The organism is Janthinobacterium tructae, from assembly GCF_006517255.1.
In the GTDB taxonomy this organism is placed as follows: domain Bacteria; phylum Pseudomonadota; class Gammaproteobacteria; order Burkholderiales; family Burkholderiaceae_D; genus Janthinobacterium; species Janthinobacterium tructae.
Map to the genome: position 1 here is coordinate 1,138,002 of NZ_CP041185.1, position 20,539 is coordinate 1,158,540.

The following is a 20,539-nucleotide window of genomic DNA, read 5'->3' on the forward strand; positions in this document are numbered from 1 at the left end:
TGACACCCCGCACGGTCTGTCCTATAGTCGCCGGGTTAACAAGAAATGAGAATGAGAATCATGTTCATTAAAGTGAAAAAATGGCTCGTCTGCTATCCGCTCGTCGCTGCCAGCCTCAGCCTCAGCCTGCTAATGGCCGGTGGCGCGCAGGCGCAAGTGGCCGATCCTGGCGCCGGTGCCAAGCAATTGTGGCAATTGATTGATTACGTGGCCGTCGATTACAGCGGCGCCGTCGAGCACGGCAAGGTGGTCAGCGAAGCGGAATACGCGGAAATGCTCGATTTTACCGACAACGCGGCGACGCAAATCGCCGCGCTGCCCGCCCACGCGTCGCAGCCGGCCATCGCCGCCGCCATCGCCGACCTGCGCAAAGCCGTCGTGGCCAAGGCCGACGGCGTGGAAGTCAAGCGCCTGGCGCACCACGCGAACGGCTTGCTGATCGCCGCCTACCCGATCCCCGTGGCGCCGAAAGTGCTGCCGAACCTGGCGCGCGGCGCGGCCCTGTATGCGGCCCAGTGCGCTTCTTGCCACGGCGTGGCCGGCGGCGGCGACGGTCCGCTGGCGGCCAGTCTGGAACCGAAACCGATCGCCTTCACGGATGGCGAACGGGCCCAGTCGCGCAGCGTGATGGCGCTGTACCAGGTCATTTCGCAAGGCGTGGCGGGCACTTCGATGGCCAGTTTCGGCCAGCTGTCCGACAACGAACGCTGGGACCTGGCCTTCTTTGTGGGCGGCATGTCACACGGCGCGGCGGCGCGCGCACACGGCGAAAAGCTGTGGCAGGACGATCCACGGGCCAAGACACTGTATGCGGACCTGGCTGCCGTGACGACCCTGACGCAGGAAGCCGCTGCCGCCAAGCTGGGCGCGGACGAGGCGCAAGCCTTGACGGCGTACCTGCGCAGCGCCCCTGGCAAGGCCGAGGCGCACAAGCCCACGGGCCTGGCCCTGTCACGCCTGCGCCTGGAAGAAAGCCTGGCCGCCGTGCACGCGGGCGACCGCGCGGCCGCCACGCGCCTGGGCCTGTCGGCCTACCTGGACGGTTTCGAGCCGATCGAGCCGATGGTCGGCGCGCGCAACAAATCCCTGCTGCTGGCCGTGGAAAACGCCATGCTGGCCTACCGTTCCGCCGTGGCCAAGGGCACGGTGGCCGACGCCGAAGCGGCGGGCGACAAGCTGCAGCAACTATTTACCCACGTGGAAGCGGAGCTGGGCGACGCCAAGGCCGAGCCGATGACGACCTTTATCGGCGCCCTGACGATCTTGCTGCGCGAAGGCGTGGAAGCGCTGCTGATCGTGATCGGCATCATCGCCTTCCTGCGCAAGGCCAAGCGCAGCGATGTCATGCCCTACGTGCATGGCGGCTGGATCAGCGCGCTGGTGGCGGGCGGCCTGACATGGGTGGCGGCAACGTATTTGGTCACCATCAGTGGCGCCAGCCGGGAAGTGAGCGAAGGGCTCGGTTCCGTGTTCGCGGCCCTGGTCCTGCTCAGCGTGGGCTTGTGGATGCACCAGAAGAGCAGCGCCGGACGCTGGCAGGAATACCTGCACGAGAAACTCACGGCGGCCATGACGCGCCGCTCCGCCTGGGGCCTGTTCGCCCTGGCCTTCATCGCCGTCTACCGCGAAGTGTTTGAAACCGTGCTGTTCTATTCCGCCCTGGCGGCGGACGGCAATGGCGGCGCCCTGCTGGGCGGCTTCCTGGTGGCCATCGTGCTGCTGGTCGTGATCGCCTGGGCCTTGCTGCGCACCAGCGCCCGCATGCCGATCGGCAAGTTCTTCTCGTGGACGTCCGCCTTCGTGGCCGTGCTGGCCGTGATCTTGATGGGCAAAGGCGTGGCCGCGCTGCAGGAAGCGGGCTGGGTCGGCGTCACCCCCGTCGACTTCATGCGCATTGATCTCTTGGGCATCCTGCCGACCGCGGAAACCCTGCTGGCGCAGGCCGCCATCCTGGCCATCATCGTCACCGGCTATGGCTGGAACCGTTATTCGGCAGGCAAGCACAAGCCGGCCTGAGCTTGAAACATGCCGGCCCGGCCAAGCTGCCCGGGCCGGCACTCCCACCTTTTTCCCACCATCCATCTGTTGCCATGCCGCTCAAGGAGCGGCATCGCGCGCATCCACATAGGCCCAGGCCTGCATGCCCGACGCCAGTGTCACGCGCTCGCGCCGGTAAGCGGCCACCTCGTAGCCGTCCGCCTGGCGCAATTCCTCCAGCGAAATAGCCAGCACGGCGCCCGGCACGCTATCGGTCGGCATGGCGCTGCGCGAGGCAATCGGATGATGCGTCTTGCCGCTGGTCGCCACCACTTGCGCATCGTCGATGGCCAGCATGGCCAGACAATAGCCGGGCAATTGGTCGGGCCGGCTGTCGAGCAGGCGCCCGAAGGTGGCCAGTTGCACCTCGGGCTGCTGCAAGGTGCCGTAGGAAAACAGCTGTTCTGTCGCTGCCGCTGGAATAGTTGCCATTTTTCGCCCCTCGTTGATTGTCGATAGCGTGCATGGTAGCGCCGTTTGCGGACACAGATCCTGCACGGATCTAAAAACTGCGATATGATGACCATCATGCAGAACTCATCCGACCAATTACTTGACAAGAAATCCCCGGCGAAAACCCGCAAGGAAGCCACCCACGAACGCATCGTCGAGGTGGCCACGCGCGCCATCCGCCGCAGCGGCTATGCGGGCACGGGCGTGGCCGACATCATGAAGGAAGCGGGCCTGACGCACGGCGGCTTTTATGCGCACTTCGCCTCGCGCGACGCGCTGCTGGCCGAAGCGGGCGACCGCGCAGGCGCCGAATCGGTGGCGCTGGCGGCCAGGGTGGCGGCTGCCGCCCCTCCGGGCCAGGCGCTGCAGGCCATGCTGGCGGCCTACCTGTCGCCCGCCCACATCGCCGCCATCGAGGTGGGCTGCCCCGTCTCGGCGCTGGGTTCGGAAATGCCGCGCCAGGCGCCCGAGGTGCGGCGCGCCGCCACCATCCACATCAAGGAAATGATCGACCTGTTCGCGCGCCAGCTGCCGAACTGGGGCCAGCCCGAAGCGCACGCGCAAGCCATGGCGACGGTGTGCGCCATGATCGGCGCCACCATCCTGGCACGCGCCGTCGACGAGCCGGCCCTGTCGGACGCCCTGTGTGCGGCCACCCTGGCGCAGTTTCAAGACACCAACCAGCCGTAACGCCCATGGCCCGGGTCCGTCCCGGTTTTTTTTTCAAACACCAATATGACGACCGTCATATTCATTATTATCAACCACTGAAGGACTGCCATGAAGAACAACAAGATTGCCCTGGTCACCGGCGCCTCGTCCGGCATCGGCGCGGCCACGGCCCGGCGCCTGGCGCAAGCGGGTTACACGGTGTATGGCACCAGCCGCCGCGGTAGCCAGGCGGCCGCAGCCGGTTATGCGATGCTGGCGCTCGACGTCACCAGCGATGCATCTGTCGCTGCCGCTGTGGCCGAGGTGATGCGGCGCGAAGGCCGCATCGACCTGCTGGTAAACAACGCCGGTTTCGGCGTGGCCCCGGCGGGCGCCGAGGAAAGCAGCATGGCGCAGGCACAAGCCATCTTCGACACGAATTTCCATGGCGTCGTGCGCATGACCCTGGCCGTGCTGCCGCACATGCGGGCCCAGGGCGGCGGGCGCATCCTCAATATCGGTTCCGTCGTGGGCTTTTTGCCCATGCCCTACGGCGCGCTGTATTCGGCCACCAAGCACGCGATCGAGGGCTACACGGAATCGCTCGACCATGAAGTGCGCGGCTGGGGCATCCGCGCCAGCGTCATCGAACCGGCCTACACGAAGACCACGTTCGAAGCCAACCTGCTGGCGCCAGATACGCCGCTGTCCGCCTACCGGCAAGTGCGCGCGGCCGTCACAAGCCGGCTGCAAGCGCTGATGGCCGGTGCCGATGACCCGGCCATCGTGGCTGACACGGTATTGGCGGCGGCGCAGGCAAGCCAGCCGAAATTGCGCTACACGGCCGGGCCGCTGGCGGCACGCTTGCGCCTGATGCGCCGTTTCCTGCCCGCCGCGCTGCTGGACGCCGGCCTGCGCAAGGACCTGCGCCTGGCCTGAACGCCAGGACTTCTTCCGACATCCAGAGAGAACACCATGCAAGCATTGCAACTCAAACAGTACGGCGGCCTCGATCATGTGGCGTTTGCCGAACGGCCCCGCCCCACACCCGGCCCCGGCGAACTGCTGGTGCGGGTGCATGCCGTTGGCCTCAATCCCATCGACAACCTGATCCCCAAGGGCGACTTCAAGCCTATCTTGAAACTGCACTTGCCGGCCACCCTGGGCAGCGACCTGGCCGGCGTGGTGGTGGAAGTCGGCAGCGGCGTCACGCGCTTTAACGTGGGCGACGCCGTGTATGCGAGTATTTTCGATACGCCACATGGCAGCCTGGCCGAATTTGCCGTCGTGCCCGAGCAGGCGGCCGCGCTGAAACCGGCGAACCTCGATTTCGTGCAAGCGGCGTCGATACCCATGGTGGGCTTGACGGCATGGCAAGCGATGCACGAGCGCATGCGGCTGCGGCCTGGCCAGAAAGTGTTCATCCCGGCCGGTTCCGGCGGCATCGGCACGTTTGCCATCCAGCTGGCCCGGCACCTGGGCGCCCGCGTGGGCACCACCACCAGCACGGCGAATGTGGAGCTGGTGCGCAGCCTGGGGGCCGATGAGGTGGTCGACTATAAACAACAGCCGTTCGAGGACGTGCTGCGCGATTACGATGCCGTGCTGGGCACGCTGCGCGGCGACGGGCTGGAAAAGGCCTTGCGCATCGTCAAGCCCGGCAGCCATATCGTCTCGCTGATCGGCCCGCCGGACGCCGCTTTCGCCCGTGCGCGCGGCATGAACGTGGTGCTGAAGCTGGTGTTTGGTTTACTCAGCCGCAAGATCATCGGCCTGGCGCGGCGGCGCGGCGCCAGTTATGCCTTCCACTTCGTGCGTCCCGACGGCGGCCAGCTGGCGCAGATCGCCACTTTGGTCGAAGCGGGAAGCATCCGCCCCGTCATCGACCAGGTATTTCCTTTTCTTGAGGCGAAACAGGCGCTGGCCTGCCTGGCGCGAGGCCGCGCGCGCGGCAAGGTGGTGGTGCGGATGCCCGTTCCCTGAGTTGCCTTTGGAACTGTGACTATGTGTGAGTTTTGCGTTGGCAATTTCCTCCATACTCGTTGTCAAGCCCGTACCTGTTGATACCGGTCAACCTCGATAAAGGTAGCTCATGCGCTTTTTTCCGCGCTTTTTCCCGCAATGTTGCTGCTTCGCCATCACCCTCGCGGCCGGCATAGTCCATGCCGCCGAACCGGGCGTGAGCGATACGCACATCCGGCTCGGCATGGTCAATGCCCAGACCGGGGCGGCCTCCGGGCTGGGACGGGCCATGCGCGATGGCGCGACGGCCGTTTTCCAGGAAGCGAACCGGCGCGGCGGCATCCATGGCCGCAGCATCGAGCTGGTGGTCGCCGACGATGGCTACGATCCGGACCGGGCCATCAGCGAAACACTCAGGCTGGTCGAGGAAAAACAGGTATTCGCCCTGTTCGGCAACGTGGGGACGCCCACGACCAACGCCGTCATACCGATCGTCGAGGAAATGAAGGTACCGCTGGTGGGCGCGTTTACGGGCGCCATGACCTTGCGCCGCCCCGTGGTGCATGAAATCATCAACTTTCGCGCCAGTTATGACGATGAGTCCGATGCCCTGGTGCAGTATTTCGTCAGCCGGGGCATCAAACGCTTCGGTGTTCTGTACCAGGACGATGGCTTCGGCAATGCCGTGCTCGACGGCACCGTGCGCGCCCTGCAGCGGCGCGGCATGCAACTCGTCGCCAAGGGCGCCTTCCAGCGCGGCACCACGGCCGTCAAGGCGGGACTGGCGGCCCTGATCGGCCACGACTTGCAGGTGGTCATCATGGCCGGCCCCTACACCCCGGTGGCGGCGTTCGTGCGCGAGGCAAGCCAGGCCAAGCTGAAAGCGGCCCTGGCCACGGTATCGTTTGTCGGCACGGACAGCCTGCTGCAACTGCTGGGCACGGAAGGCAACAATATCCTGATTTCGCAGGTGGTGCCCCTGCCCGAGGAACGCACGCTGCCCATCGCCGCCGAATGCGCCGACCTGCTGGCCCGGCATGTGCCAGCGGCCAGGCTGTCGTTTGTGAGTTTCGAAGGCTGCATCTCGGCCACCCTGATGGTGGCGGCGCTGCGCCGCACGGGCGCGGACCTCACGCGCGAACGCCTGATCCGGAGTTTCGAAACCTTCGAGCGGCTCGATCTCGGCGGCTTGCAAGTGACGCTGCGAGCAGACGACCACCAGGCATCGACGGCCGTTTTCCTGACCCGCATCGCCGATGGCAGGATCGTCCCGGCCGACCTGGCGCCTGGCGCGAAGTGATGCGCACCACCTCCCCTGGAGCATGGCGTGAAAATCAAGACCAAGCTGATCGTCAGTAGCACCGTCCTGCTGGCGGGCGTGGCAGCCATGGCGGGGACCGGCCTGCTGCTGGTAAAGGGTATCGAAACCCATGTGCATGGCTTGACCGACGAGACGGTACCGCTGTACACGGACGTGTTGCGCCTGCGCTATACCGTGCAGGATATGGCCTCGGACTTCTTCGAGCTGGGCAAGGCGCAAGACCTGGCGCAGCTGGAGCAGGTGTCGAACAAGATCGTCGCCAATATCCAGACTGCCGAGAGCATCAGCGACGATTTGCGGCGCCATGGCCAATTGCAGGCGCCCCGCTACCACGCGGCCTTCGAACGGGAATTCCAGCGCATGCGCGTTGCCGTGCGCAAACGCCTGGAAAACGAGGCGTATTACAAGGCGCAGGCAACGGAGATGCGCCAGCTGCTGGCGCAGATCAAGGCGGCCGCCAAGGGGGCACGCGGCAATATCCGCCTGGTCGACAGCCAGGCCCAGGCCACGGCCGCCGAGGTGCAGCTGCAAAGCCAGCGTCTGAACCAGAACGCCCGCTACCTGACGGATTTGCGCCAGAGCATCTACGACATGCAGATTGCGCTGGCCGAAACGCAGGCCGTGCAGAGCCGTTTCCGCATCGCCCCCTTGCGCGAGCGCCTGGCCGCGGCCGTGGCGCACCTGGCGGGCACCAGCGAGCGCGACATCAGCCCGTCGCAGCTGACCCTGCGGGCGAAGCTGCTGGCCACGACACGCCAGCTGCTCGATCCTGGCGCCGGCTTGCTGGCGTTGCGCGCGGGGCTGCTGGCCGAGGGTGGCGCCAGCGCGGCGCAGCAGGCCGCCTATCTTACCCTCAAGGAACAAATCAGCACCGCCCTGGCCACCGCCCACCTGCGCCTGGCCGAGGAACTCGATCCCATCGAATTGCAACTGGCGATAGGGCGCGACCGGCTGGCGCAGGCCAGCCGCTACATGCACACCTCGGCCCGCATCGAGGATGCCAGCGGCGAAATCAACCTTGCCGTCGACGCCATCAGCATCGACGTGGGCGAAGTCATGCTCGCCACGGCCGCCAGCGACGTCACGCACCTGGGCCACGATATCGCCCGGCGCATCAGCGCCCTGCACCGCGACATGGCCACCATGCAAACCTTGCTGCAAAGCATAGGCCAGCTGGGCTTGCTGGCAGAAACGCGCACCGTCAACACCTACCTCGAAGCGGTGGAGCGCTCGGGACAGCGGCTGGTGCAAGCCAAGGGCAGCGTGCTCGACAGCCAGACGGCGCTGGACGAGGTCATCGACCATGTGCGCGCCTTCGAACGCGAACAGGCCGCCTATTCCGCACAGCAAGTGGCGCGCATCACGGGCCAGCAACAGGAGGCGGTGGCCACGGTGCGCGATGGCGTGCGGCGTGCCTTCGTGCTGATCCTCGGCATCGCGCTGGTGCTGCTGCTGGCCTGCGTGGCCATCACAGGCCTGATCAGCGCGTCCATCGCCAGGCCGCTGGCGCGCCTGTCCTACGCCATCGCGCATATCCGCGACGGCAAGGCGCTGTCGGTGCGCGTGGCGCAGCACGGCAGCGATGAACTGGGACAGCTGATCACGGGCTTCAACGGCATGCTCGAACACGTGGAACAGCGCGACCTGGCGCTCACGCAGGCCAAGGCCGAGGCCGACGCCGCCAACCGCGCCAAATCGGAATTCCTGGCCAAGATGAGCCATGAAATCCGCACGCCGATGAATGGCGTGCTGGGCATGACGGAATTGCTGCAACGCACTGAACTGAGTCCCAAGCAGCAGCGTTTCGTGCACACGGTGCACCGCTCGGGCGAAAGCTTGCTGAGCATCATCGACGACATCCTCGACTTTTCCAAGATCGAGGCGGGCAAGCTGGTGCTCGAACACATCCCCTTCGACCTGCGCCAGATGATCGACGACGTGGTGGCACTGTTTGCCAACGGCATCCAGCGCAAGGCCATCGAATTTACCTGCCGCATCGCTGCCGACGTGCCGCAGCATGTGCGCGGCGACCCCGTGCGCCTGCGCCAGATCCTCACCAACCTGCTCAATAACGCCACCAAATTTACCGAACGGGGCGAAATTTCCGTCGATGTCAGCTGTCCCGCCGCCGGCCAGCTGCGCCTGGAAGTGCGCGACACGGGCATCGGCATGGCGCCGGATGCGGCGGCGGCCGTCTTCCAGCCATTCCGCCAGGCCGACAGCACCACTTCGCGCAAATACGGCGGCACCGGACTGGGCCTGGCCATCATCAAGCAGCTGGTGGAGATGATGGGCGGCAACATCGTGCTCCATTCCGTGGCGGGCCAGGGTTCCAGCTTCGCCGTGACCGTCGTCGTGGGCACCGTGGCGCCCGCGGACGCGCCGCAAGTGCCGGCGCCGCGCGTGGCGCTCGATGCCTTGCACGTGCTGATCGTGGACGACAATGCCACCAACCGCAATATCCTGCTGCAGCACGCCATCGAGTGGCAGATGGCCGCCGCCAGCGCCGCCGACGGCGCCGAAGCGCTGGGCCTGCTGCAAGGCGCGCTGCGCGGCGGGCATCCGTTCGACCTGGCCATCATCGACATGCGCATGCCCGTCATGGATGGCGCCGAACTGGTGCGGGCAATCAAGGCCGACGCCGGCATGGCGGCGCTGAAAATCATCATGCTCAGCTCACTCGACGCCTCGGCCGAGCTGCACCAGGTGACGGCGCTGGGCGTGGAATACTGCCTGACCAAGCCCGTGCGGGCGCTGGAACTGCGCCACTGCATCGAAGCCGTGGGCGGCTTTGGCACGCCGCTGGCAGCGCTGACGCCTGCCCTGCCCGCTCCGCCTGACACTGCGGCCGCAGGCCAGGCGCCGCTGCGCATGCTGCTGGTGGAAGACAATGCGATCAACCAGGAAATCGCCCTGGCGATGCTGGAAGATAGCGGCTATGACGCCACGCCGGCCGACAACGGGCGGCGCGCGCTGGCCCTGTGGGAGCGCTACCCGTTCGATGTGATCCTGATGGATTGCCAGATGCCGGAAATGGACGGCTTCGAAGCGACGCGGCGCGTGCGCCGCATGGAAGCCCAGCAAGGCCGTGACCGCACGCCCATCATCGCGCTGACGGCCAATGCCATCCTGGGCGACCGCGAACTGTGCCTGGAAGCGGGCATGGACGACTACCTCGCCAAACCGTATACGCGCGCCGCCCTGCTGGCCGTGCTGGCCCGCTGGCGCCCGGCGTCCGCCGCACCAAAGGCAGTGCAGACGCCGGCAGTGACGGCGCAGGCTGTCCAGCAGGCGCCGGCCGAACCGGCTGCCCTGCTCGACGCGGCCGCCCTGCAAAACCTGCGCGCCATGCGCCGTCCCGGCCGTCCCGATGTGCTGGGTCGCATCATCGACCTGTTCAACAGCGACGCCCCGCGCCTGCTGGGCCAGCTGGAAGTGGCGGCCGAGGCCAGCGATACCGCGGCGCTGCAACTGGCGGCGCATACGTTCAAGTCCAGCTGCGCCAACGTGGGCGCGCTGGGCTTGTCGGCCACCTGCCGTGAAATCGAACAATACGCGCGCGGCAATGACGTCGCCAGCGCACTGCGGCATATCCGCGGCATCCAGCAAGAACTCGACCGTGTCCTCGCCGCCCTGGCCATTGAAAAGGAAGCCATATGAATACCGCACTGCCCCTGCAAGCACGGGTCCTGGTGGTCGATGACGACACCATGACGCGCTTCCTGGTGACGGAAGCGCTGGAGCCGGAAGGCTTCCGCATCGAGGAAGCGGCCAGCGGCCTGGAAGCGCTGGCCGCTTTCCAGCGTGCCGTGCCCGACCTGATCCTGCTCGACGTCGCCATGCCCGGCATGAGCGGCTTCGAATGCTGCGCACAGCTGCGCCGGCTGCCCGGCGGCGCGCACGTGCCCATCGTCGTGCTGACCGGCAACGATGATGATGACTCCATCAAGCAGGCGCTGGAAGCGGGCGCCAGCGATTTCATCTCCAAGCCGATGCAATGGCGTTTGCTGGCGCACCGGCTGCGCTACCTGCTGCGCGCCAGCAGCGCGCTGACCGAGCTGAACCGTATCCAGGCAAGCCTCAGCCACGCGCAGGCACTGGCCCGCCTGGGCAACTGGGAATACCGGCTTGCCGATGGCGACGGCTACTGGTCGCCGGAATTGTTGCGCATCCTGGGCCTGGACGCCGATTCCGGCCCCACCAGCTTCGAACGCCTGTTGCAATGCCTGCCGGAAGACCAGCGCCCCATGCTGCTCGAGGCCTTCATGGAACTGCATGCCAGCGGCACCGGCTACAGCCTGGAACACAAGGTGCTGCAGCCGGGCGGCGGCGAGTGCATCGTCTTCCACCAGGCCGAGGCCGTACGCGAAGGCCAGCAGGTGCTGCTGATGCGCGGTACGATGCAGGACATCACGGAACGCAAGCGGCAGGAATGGCGCATCGAATACCTGGCCAACCATGATGCGCTGACGGACTTGCCCAACCGCCAGTTGCTGAACGACCGCATCGGCCAGGCCATCGTCCACGCCCGCCGCACCCATTTGCACCTGGCCACGCTGATGCTGGACCTCGATCGTTTCAAATTCGTCAACGACAGCTACGGCCACCCGGTGGGCGATGCGCTGCTGCAGGAAGTGGCGCGGCGACTGCAGCACGCGGTGCGCGAAGGCGACACCGTGGCCCGCCAGGGCGGCGACGAATTCGTCATCCTGCTGACGGACTTGCCCGATAGCGACACGGCCGAGGACATCGCCAAAAAGGTGCTGGCGGTGTTCGCCGAGCCCTTTTTGCTGGGCGAACATACCTTGCATGTCAGCACCAGTATCGGCGCCAGCCTGTTTCCCTCCGATGGCGACAGCGGCGACATGCTGCTCAAGACGGCCGATGCGGCCCTTTACAGCGCCAAGGACAAGGGCCGCAACGTTTACCAGTTCTACAACCACAAGATGGGCGTGCTGGTGGAAGAGCGGGCCGAGATCGAACACGCCTTGCACCAGGCGCTGGCGCAGGGCGAACTGGAATTGCACTACCAGCCCAAGGTCAACCTTGTCACTGGCCAAATCTATGGCATGGAAGCGCTGCTGCGCTGGCGCCGGCCCGGCATCGGCCTGGTGCCGCCGGACCGCTTCATTCCCCTGGCCGAGGAAACGGGCATGATCATTGCGATCGGCGAATGGGTGCTGCGCACGGCCTGCGCGCAACTGGGCGTCTGGCATGCCTACGGCTTTGCGCATCTGACGATGGCCGTCAACGTCTCGGCGCGCCAGTTCCGCCAGGTCGACATGCCGCAACTGGTGCGCGCAGTGCTGGCCGACAGCAGCCTGCCGGCCCGCTGCCTGGAACTGGAGCTGACGGAGAGCGTGCTGATGCAAAACCGCGACCTGGTGGTGCGGGCGCTGGAACAGTTGAAGGAAATCGGCGTCACCCTGGCGCTGGACGACTTCGGTACCGGCTATTCCAGCTTGTCCTATCTCAAGCAATTCCCCATCGACGTGGTGAAGATCGATCAATCGTTCATCCGCGACGTGACCGACAGCGTGGACGGCGCTTCGCTGACCCGCTCCATCATCGCCATGGCCAAGTCGCTGCACCTGACCACGGTGGCCGAGGGCGTGGAAACGGAGGAACAATTGGGATTTCTCAATACCAATCACTGCGACGCCATGCAAGGCTATTACTTCAGCCGCCCCCTGCCCGGCGCCGAGATGGATCTGATGTTGTATGCCGGCACCCATTTGCCGCCCGAAAGCTGCCATGCCGTGGCGCCGCAGCGCGTGCTGCTGCTGGTGGACGACGAGGAGCATATCCTGTCCGCCCTGCGCCGCTCGCTGCGCAAGGAGGGCTACCAGATACTCAGCACCACCAATCCGCAGGCCGCGCTGGAACTGGTCGCCTCCCACGCGGTGGGTGTGATCCTCACGGATGCGCGCATGCCGGGCATGTCCGGCAACGAACTATTGCGCCGCATCAAGGGTATCTATCCGGAGATCGTGCGCGTGATGCTGTCCGGCTATCCTGAGCTGCATTCGGTCACGGCGGCCATCAACGAAGGCTCGGTGTACAAGTTCATCACCAAGCCGTGGGACGAAACCCTCTTGAAAGACCACTTGCTGGAAGCCTTCCTGCGTTTCGAATCGGGCGTGCAACGGCCGCCACGGGGTCCCCATGGCATCGAGATCGGCAACCGTGCCGCCTAGCCGGCCTTGCCACTTACCAGTAACCGAGCACCTTCCACCATGTCGTGCCGACGACGGCGAAGATCAGCAGTTCCACCACGCACATGATGAAGCCGACGCGCCACCAGTTACCCATCGTCACGAAGCCGCTGCCGAAGATGATCGGCGAGGTGCCCGTGGCGTAGTGGGTCAGCGTCATCATGATGGCCGAGCCGGCCGTCATCATCAGCATGAACGGTACATGGTATTGGGCGGGAATCAGGTGCAGGCCCACCGTCAGGAAGGCCAGCAGCATGGCGCTGATGTGGGCCGTCGTGCTGGCAAAGAAATAATGCGAGAAGACGAACACCAGCACCAGGACGCCGGCGATCGGCAGCCAGTCCATGCCGCTGGCGACGATGGCCGCCTTCATGCCGGCCGAGAACCAGGCGATCACGCCCGTCTTGTTCAACTGCTCGGCCATCATGACCAGCGCGCCGAACCACACCAGGGTATCCCAGGCGCTCTTCTCGGACAGCACGTCGTCCCAGTCGATGGTGCCGGTAATGATCAGCACGAACAAGCCGACGAAAGCAACTACCGTCGCATCGAGCGAAAACGCGGGGCCGAACAGCATGGCAGGCACATTGGCCCACAGCAACAGCAGCAGGGCAAAGGTGCCCAGCATGACTTTTTCCGACGGCGACAGCGGACCCATGCTTTTCAATTCCGCCTTGGCGTAGGTGACGGCGTCGGGCGTGACTTTCAGTTCCGGCGGCGACAGCCAGTAGATAATCAGGGGCATCACCAGCAGGCAGACCAGGCCCGGCAGCAGCATGCACAGGGCCCAGGTGGTCCACGTCAGATGGAAACTCTGGCCGCTGGCCTTGGCCACGAAATCGACCACCAGCGGATTGGGCGCCGTGGCCGTGAGGAACATGGCCGATGTGATCGGGTTGGCGTGGTAGTTGACGAGGGCCAGATACGTGCCCACTTTGCCTTCCGTGCCCTTGGCCGGGTCCGAATCGAAGGCGTTGGCAATCGATTTCATGACGGGATGGACGATGCCGCCGCCGCGCGCGGTGTTACTCGGCGTGAATGGCGCCAGCACCAGTTCGCAAATCGCCAGGCCATAGCCGATGCCCATGGTGCGCTTGCCCAGCAGGGAGATGAACAGCAGGCCGATGCGGCTGCCCAGCCCCGTCTTTTTCAGGCCGCGCGATATCAGAATCGCCACGACGATCAGCCAGATCAGGGGATTCGAAAAACTGCTGAGCGCATCCGTGATGGCGCCCTTGGACGAGGTCGACGTCACTTGCGACAAGGACACGATGACGATGGCCATCATGGCCATCACGCCGATGGGCATGACTTTCAGAATGATCGCCAGGATGGTGGTAAGGAAAATCGCCACCAGGCCCCAGGCCTTGGGCGTCAAGCCGTCGGGCGCCGGCAGCAATAGCATGCTTACCAGCAAGGCCGTACAAATTAAGGCGGGGACGAGGCGGAATGGGACGGCTTCCTTGAAATGCAGGAACATGTCGCGCACTGTTTTATACATAGGTTTTCCTTTACTGGACAGGCATCCTGGCGGGCAGTGGCGCCCGCGTGGATTGGTGATAGTTCTTTTTAGCAACATCATACAACCTCATACGCCGGTGCCCTGCTCCATTACGCCAGCGCGTGCCGGTAAATTCCAGAATCGTTGACTTGCGCGGTATCACATGGCCGGAATATATTCGCAGCAAGTGACAATAGGTGACTTTTTTGTTAATTTTTCTCTGTATCTTTCCCGGTAGCTGCCGCCAGATATGCCACCAGGATTGCCAACCTTTCAGGGGAAAACTTGATGAATAGCACGGAACAGTACTCGATACACCCATCGATCGGCATTGCCCGCGTGGGCAACAGCCATGATTCGTTCTACCTGGCGCCGGAAGCGATCGGCGGGCTGCCGATCGAAGCGGACGGCAACAACGATCCGCAACTGGTCGATGGCAAGCCGGTCCGCGTGACCCAATTCAAGGATGCGGCCGGCCGCGTGCGGCGCCAGGCCGCCAGCTTCCGCATTTACAAGTCGGTAGCGGGCCGTCCCGGCGAAAAAGTCCTGGTCGACCTGCAAGACCCGAGCATTGCCAGGATCGAGTGGACAGTGCACGTGGCAAACAAGAAGGCAGCGTGGTGGAACTTCATTCCCCTGCTGGGCGACCTGATGTTTGGCCCGTACAACAGCTATGAAACCTGGGAAAACACCCCGCCAGCCTGGAATCTGACGCCCACGTCCTGGACCAATCTGCGCAATGGCGATGTGACGGGCGAGGCGGCCCGGCAAAAACTGATCGTCGACCCGGGACCGCGCATGCTGGACGCGCCGCTGGGCAAGGCCCATTTCGACAAGGATGGCGCCGGTTCCTATGCGCACGTGTCCTTCCCCGATCCGCAGGCCATCACGCAAGGCTATCCCGTGCGTACCCTCGGTGAAATGCGCACGGATTCGCGCGGCAACCTGCTGGTGATCGGCGCCTATGGCCGCGCCGGCGGCTCCGAAAGCATCACGGGCTTTGGCGGCGGCGATACGTGGAATGACGACGTGGGCGACGGTCCCGTCAGCGCGACCCTCCATTTCAAGGATGGCAGCACGCCCGTCGTGCTCAAAGCGTGGGTGGTCATCGGTTCGCCGAAGTTCGCGCCCGAGCTGGTGAATATTTCCACCTGGGATGATGTCGTGGCCGACATGGCCATCAAATACAAGAACGCGCTGCCCGAAGCCTATGACGCGGCCCGCTGGAGCGCCAGCGATGGCTGGAACCCCGACTATGTCGTCAATTACGCGCAGGACATCCAGCCATTCCTTGCCAGGATAGGCGATTACCAGTGGGTGGCGACGGTGCCCTCGATGACGGCCTTCATCCGCCCCAGCTTCGACGTGGCCGATGCATCGGAAGCGAACCGGCCGCAGCGCGAAAAATTCTTCAGTTACTTCAGGAAGCCGTCGGCCATCCGCCCCGGCACGCAGGAACAGGTGCCGGGATTCACGGGCGGCCAGGGCGGCCAATTGTTCAGTGAAGCCAGCACGGAGAACCCCGGCGCCGGGATTCCCCTCGTGCCCCTGAATTCGGGCAGCAATTCCGTGCGCAACAACGTCATCAGCAAGTTTTCCGTGCTGACGGATACGCAATATTTTGCTTTGCAGCAATGGGCTGCCGGCAAATTCGCCCCCGATGCGCCGGGCCTGGCCTTGCCGGGCATCGACCCGCTCGATCAGGCGGCCATTGGCAATTGCGTGGGCGAACCCATGTGCCCGGGCATCGAAGTGACGTGGAGCGTGCGCAATCCCATCATCTATGCGAAAGCGTACGCCATCCTGCACCGCGTGGATGCCGACTACGCAAAAAACGGCCTGTCGGCGGGCCGCGACGAGTGCGAACCGCTGGACTGGAACGACCCGACCGTCGGCACCGGCTGCGAACCGGGCGACCTGACCAAGCGCATGGCCATCCCGTGGCAGGCCGACTTCTATGACTGCTCCGTGCAGATGATCAACTTCGACAATCCGGACCTGGTCAAGAATCCCGACACGCTCATTCCCGTGCCGCCCACCTACTACGCCTACTGGTGGCCGCCGCAAAGCCCGTGGAACGTGATCAATGGCGCCACCACCAAGGAAGAACAGGCGCTTGCGGGCGTGCCGGCCGGCATGCAGGTGATGTACAGCCGCGGCATGAACAGTTTTTCGCAGATGATCAGTTCCTGGCACTACCTGGGTTTCATCGTGAACCAGAACCACGATGCCGAGTCGGGCCGCCAGTACCCGTATTTTGTCGAGAAGGAGCGCAATCACGCCAAGTTCGTGGCCGCCAGCGTCGGTGTCGGCAATGCCAGCAGTTTCATCACGGGCGACGATTCGAACTACCTGCCCGCGTGGTTCCTCAAGGACGAGGATCCGCAGACGGCGCCCGAGAAGGCATCGCAGCTGTTTGCCACCGGCGGCGCACAAGTGGCCGTGCATGACACGCCGAAGAAAATCCAGCCGGCCAACCGGCGCCGGTTTTCCCATTGAGTGTCGCGCCAGGCATGTCGTCATCGCGCCACTACGACGTCGTCATTGTCGGCGGTGGTGCCGCCGGCACTGCCGCCGCCCTGACCCTGGCCCGCTACACGGGCTTGCGCGTCGCCTTGCTGGAAAAGCAGCTGTTCGACGATTACAGGGCTGGCGAAACGGTATCGTCGTCCATCTTTTCGATGCTCGATTTTCTGGGCGTTGGGCGCGACCTGCTGGACGGCGCCCAGCTGCCCGCGTTTTCCCACGCGGCCGCGTGGGGCAGCGCCGATCTGATGTCGCGCGACGCCGTCTTCAGCAGCCACGGCCACGGCTTGCACCTGGACCGCAGGCGGTATGACGCCATCCTGCTTGAGCAGGCGCGGCTGGCGGGCGTGGCGCTGCTGCGTCCCGCGCAACTGGTGCAGCTCGAACACGGCGACCCGTGGCGTCTGCGCGTGGCGAGCGAGGGGCAGGAAACGGACCTGACGGCCCGTTACCTGATCGATTGCAGCGGCAAGCAGGCGACCATCGTGCGCCAGCGCAAACGCCCCATCCACACGGAAGACTCGCTGGTGGCGCTGTACGCCTATTATCAGCTGGCAGAGCCGCAATTCCTGCCGCACCGCACACTGGTGGAAACGACGCGGCACGGCTGGTATTACGCGGCGCCCCTGCCGGGCGAGCGCGTGGCGCTGGCCTTCATCACGGATGCCGACATCCTCAAGCGCCTGCGGTTGAAGGAGCCGGCGCCCTGGCGCGAGGCCGCCGCGGACACCTCGCACGTGCGCGATATCGTGGCGCGCCTGCCAGCGCCAAGCGCCCTGCGCCACTACGCCATCCACAGCCGGGTGGCGTCGCTGCCGGCCGATGAAAACTGGACGGCGGCGGGCGACGCGGCCGCCTGCTTCGACCCGATCTCCTCGCTGGGCATCGGCCAGGCCATGGCGTCGGGCATCCATGCGGCGCGCGTGGCGGAGGCGTTCCTGGCCGGCGACCGGGACATGGCAGCGGGCTACCGGCGCAGTGTCTTCGCCGCGTTTGAAACCTATCTGCAGATGCGGCGCGGCTTCTACGGCGCCGAGCAGCGCTGGCGCGATGCTCCGTTCTGGCAGCGCCGGGCCGCGTCCTGACGCCGCCGGCAAAAAACTGAGCCAGGTCAAGAGTCCGCATGCCCACAGCCCGTTTCCGGGCGATTTTCAGCCCCGCCTTGCCATTCGCACTATAATGTCGGCACCGCGTGCGGCAGCAATGGCGGCGATAGACGGTAACAATTTCGTGTGGACGCCAGTACAATAGCGTCTGGGCCTACACAGGGTTTCACTTTTGCCAGCAGTTGCCAGCAACTAACCATTTTTTTGACCAGCCAACAAATACTATGAGTTCGATGAATGAAGAGCGCGTTTTAAGCGTGCACCACTGGACGGATACCCTGTTCTCCTTTACCACCACGCGCGACCCGTCGCTGCGTTTCTCGAATGGCCATTTCACCATGATCGGCCTGCGCGTCGATGGCAAGCCCTTGCTGCGCGCCTACAGTATCGCCAGCGCCAATTACGAAGAGCACCTGGAATTTTTCAGCATCAAGGTGCCGGGCGGCCCATTGACGTCGCGTTTGCAACATTTGCAAGTGGGCGACACCGTCATCGTCGGCCGCAAGCCGACGGGCACCCTGGTGTCCGACTACCTGCTGCCAGGCAAGCGCCTGTACATGCTGTCGACGGGCACGGGCCTGGCGCCATTCCTCAGCATCGTGCGCGATCCGGACATCTACGAGCGCTTCGACCAGCTGATCCTCGTGCACGGCGTGCGCCAGGTCGATGAACTGGCCTACCGCGAGCTGCTGGAAGAGCACCTGCCCAAGCATGAATTCCTGGGCGAAATGGTCAGCGACAAGCTGCGCTACTACCCGACCGTCACGCGCGAAGATTTCCGCAATATGGGCCGCATCACGGCACTGATCGAGAACGGCAAACTGGCCGCAGACCTGGGCTTGCCGGCGCTGAACCCGGCCGAAGACCGCGTCATGATCTGCGGCAGCTCGGACATGCTGCGTGACCTGAAGGAAATGCTGGAAGCGCGTGGCTTCAAGGAAGGCAATACCTCGACGCCTGGCGACTTCGTCGTCGAGCGCGCGTTCGCCGAAAAGTAATCCAGCGTGTTCGCCAGGGGCCCGGTCCCGCCGCAGCTTGCGGCGGGACCGGGCCTTTTTCATTGGCGGCTCAGCGCACCAGCGCCGGCGTGCCGCGCTGGTATTGCAAGCCATTCATGAAGCGCTGCACGGGCTGAAAGGCGCCGCTGAGGATATCGTCATGCGCCGCGTAATAGCGCGTCTCGATCTTCAGCAAGCCCAGCACGGTCGCATCGAGCTTGTCGGTCTGATACGGCCGGCTTTCCAGCGCGGCGCGCGCGGCCGTCGATTGCGGCGCTTGCTGGTTATCCCAGATTAACATGGGAATTTCATAGCCGCTCTTGTCGGAGGCGGAATGGCCCGCGTGATTGCGGCTGTAGCCCACTTCCTGGCCATGGTCGGAGACAAACAGCAGCGAGGCGGCGCGCCCGGCCTTGGCTGTGTCGGCCATGCCGATCAGGGTGCCCAGCACATAATCGCCATAGCGGATGGCGTTATCGTACTCATCGCGCTGGTGGCGTATCCAGCTGGACCTGCCCTGGCTGGCCATCTGCGCGCTGACGGCGTCCTGCACCTGATCGAAATGCGCAAAACGGCTGGGATAGCGCATGTCATAGCTGGGATGGGCGCCCAGCAAATGCACGACGATGAGCTTTTTCGGCGCGCTATCGGCCAGCGCGTGGGCGAATGGCTGGAACAGGTTGCCGTCGAAATTGTTTTCGCCGCGGCCAGTACCGTAGTTGATGAAGTCGCTTTCATCGGCCTGGCCCGCCAGCAGACCGATCCAGCCGTCGTTGCGCGTCTGGTTCGAGACCCAGAACGTCTTGTAGCCGGCCGCCTCGGCCAGCATCAGCAAATTCGGCTTGGCCATCCACGCATCGGGGCTGCCGATATCGGCCGGCGTGAGCATCGTCATCATCGATTCCACCGTGCTGGACGCGGGCGAAATCACATCATTGAACACCAGCAGCTTCGCCCGCATGGCATCGAGCCGGGGCGTGGTGGCGCGAGGGTAGCCATACAGCGACATCGAGGCGCGGTTGGTGCTCTCGCCGATCACCAGGATGACGGTGCGCGCATCCTCGCCCGCATAGCGCACATGCCAGTCGCCCGGCGCGGCCATGGCCGCCGTCAGCGCCTGCTGCATGGATTTCATCGCTGCCAGCTGCGCGCTGTACTGCTGGTAGCGCAGCGGCCAGAACAGGGCCGGATTTTCACGCCGCATGGTGGTATTAACGTGCAGCAGCACGAGAAAGATGGCCATGCTGACGGCAAAGCATTTTTGCGCCAGGCCCGGTGGGCGACTGGCGCGCGCCGCTTGCCGGCGCAGCAACTGGCGGTCGGCCAGCAGCACCGCCGCCGTCACGAGGACAAACCAGCCCGCCGCTTGCGCCAGGGCGACGCTGTTGTGCAGGAAGAATTCTCCCGTCTCGGCTTGATCTGTCGCAAACATGGCCTGCAAAACGGCATTCGGATTGGGCCGCATGCCAAAATAGTCACGCAAGAAGCCCTTGATGGCAGCGTCGAGGTAAAACACGGGCACCACGATGCGCAGCAGCAAGGTGACCGCGCTGGCGCTGGAACTGCCACGCCACGCGTGCAGCATGCCGCCCACGCCCAGCAGGAAGGCCGCCAGCAAGACGCACAATTTCAGGCATTCGTTCGCACTTAACTGATCGAAGAGGAAGAACAGCAACAGGCCAGCAATGCTGAACAGGACACGGCAAAACAGAATCAGCATGGAGGCGACAGGGAGTAAGTATTGAACAGGGGCAAGCCCGCGCGAACGG

General features: G+C 64.7%; 13 protein-coding genes. 10 read left to right on the top strand and 3 right to left on the bottom strand.

The features are described 5' to 3' along the window. Window positions 1-60 precede the first annotated feature (60 nt). Window positions 61-2,016: a cytochrome c/FTR1 family iron permease gene (locus tag FJQ89_RS04990; protein ID WP_141169303.1), complete on the top strand. Its 1,956-nt coding sequence runs from the start codon at window positions 61-63 to the stop codon at window positions 2,014-2,016. 81 nt (window positions 2,017-2,097) lie between these two features. Here the strand turns inward: FJQ89_RS04990 and FJQ89_RS04995 are convergent, their stop codons facing one another. Beyond that, entirely contained in the window at window positions 2,098-2,469 is a 372-nt protein-coding gene (locus FJQ89_RS04995; protein ID WP_141169304.1) for a gamma-glutamylcyclotransferase family protein, read from the bottom strand. Window positions 2,470-2,553: 84 nt separating this feature from the next. Between FJQ89_RS04995 and FJQ89_RS05000 the strand changes: the two genes are divergently transcribed. The 6 genes from FJQ89_RS05000 (at window position 2,554) to FJQ89_RS05025 (ending at window position 12,621) form a co-directional block, all read left to right on the top strand. Then, window positions 2,554-3,180 (top strand): TetR/AcrR family transcriptional regulator, encoded by a 627-nt coding sequence (locus FJQ89_RS05000; RefSeq protein WP_141169305.1) that lies wholly within the window; start codon window positions 2,554-2,556, stop codon window positions 3,178-3,180. 90 nt (window positions 3,181-3,270) lie between these two features. Next, complete coding sequence (locus tag FJQ89_RS05005; RefSeq protein ID WP_141169306.1) at window positions 3,271-4,080, top strand: oxidoreductase; 810 nt, start codon at window positions 3,271-3,273, stop codon at window positions 4,078-4,080. Window positions 4,081-4,116: 36 nt separating this feature from the next. After that, the gene (locus tag FJQ89_RS05010) at window positions 4,117-5,124 is read left to right on the top strand and encodes an NADP-dependent oxidoreductase (RefSeq protein ID WP_141169307.1); all 1,008 of its coding nucleotides are present in this window, start codon (window positions 4,117-4,119) and stop codon (window positions 5,122-5,124) included. A gap of 109 nt (window positions 5,125-5,233) precedes the next feature. Continuing rightward, window positions 5,234-6,403 (top strand): ABC transporter substrate-binding protein, encoded by a 1,170-nt coding sequence (locus FJQ89_RS05015; RefSeq protein WP_141169308.1) that lies wholly within the window; start codon window positions 5,234-5,236, stop codon window positions 6,401-6,403. 27 nt (window positions 6,404-6,430) lie between these two features. Continuing rightward, complete coding sequence (locus FJQ89_RS05020; protein ID WP_141169309.1) at window positions 6,431-10,084, top strand: response regulator; 3,654 nt, start codon at window positions 6,431-6,433, stop codon at window positions 10,082-10,084. Further along, a complete protein-coding gene (locus tag FJQ89_RS05025) occupies window positions 10,081-12,621 on the top strand; it encodes an EAL domain-containing protein (protein WP_141169310.1) in 2,541 nt (846 codons plus the stop codon). The genes FJQ89_RS05020 and FJQ89_RS05025 overlap by 4 nt, the downstream gene beginning before the upstream one ends. 13 nt (window positions 12,622-12,634) lie before the next feature. Here FJQ89_RS05025 and FJQ89_RS05030 read toward each other — a convergent pair whose 3' ends face one another. After that, window positions 12,635-14,140: a DASS family sodium-coupled anion symporter gene (locus FJQ89_RS05030; RefSeq protein WP_099763747.1), complete on the bottom strand. Its 1,506-nt coding sequence runs from the start codon at window positions 14,138-14,140 to the stop codon at window positions 12,635-12,637. A gap of 288 nt (window positions 14,141-14,428) precedes the next feature. Between FJQ89_RS05030 and lodA the strand changes: the two genes are divergently transcribed. From lodA to FJQ89_RS05045, 3 genes are all read left to right on the top strand, one after another. Continuing rightward, window positions 14,429-16,639, top strand: a complete 2,211-nt coding sequence (lodA, locus tag FJQ89_RS05035; protein WP_141169311.1) for a CTQ-dependent lysine 6-oxidase LodA — start codon at window positions 14,429-14,431, stop codon at window positions 16,637-16,639. A gap of 14 nt (window positions 16,640-16,653) precedes the next feature. Continuing rightward, window positions 16,654-17,751, top strand: coding sequence for an FAD-dependent oxidoreductase (locus FJQ89_RS05040; RefSeq protein WP_141169312.1), 1,098 nt, complete (start codon window positions 16,654-16,656; stop codon window positions 17,749-17,751). 245 nt (window positions 17,752-17,996) lie between these two features. Further along, window positions 17,997-18,770, top strand: a complete 774-nt coding sequence (locus FJQ89_RS05045; protein WP_071077292.1) for a ferredoxin--NADP reductase — start codon at window positions 17,997-17,999, stop codon at window positions 18,768-18,770. Window positions 18,771-18,840: 70 nt separating this feature from the next. On the opposite strand, the gene FJQ89_RS05050 is transcribed toward FJQ89_RS05045, so the two are convergent. Continuing rightward, window positions 18,841-20,490 (bottom strand): phosphoethanolamine transferase, encoded by a 1,650-nt coding sequence (locus tag FJQ89_RS05050; RefSeq protein ID WP_141169313.1) that lies wholly within the window; start codon window positions 20,488-20,490, stop codon window positions 18,841-18,843. Window positions 20,491-20,539 lie beyond the last annotated feature (49 nt).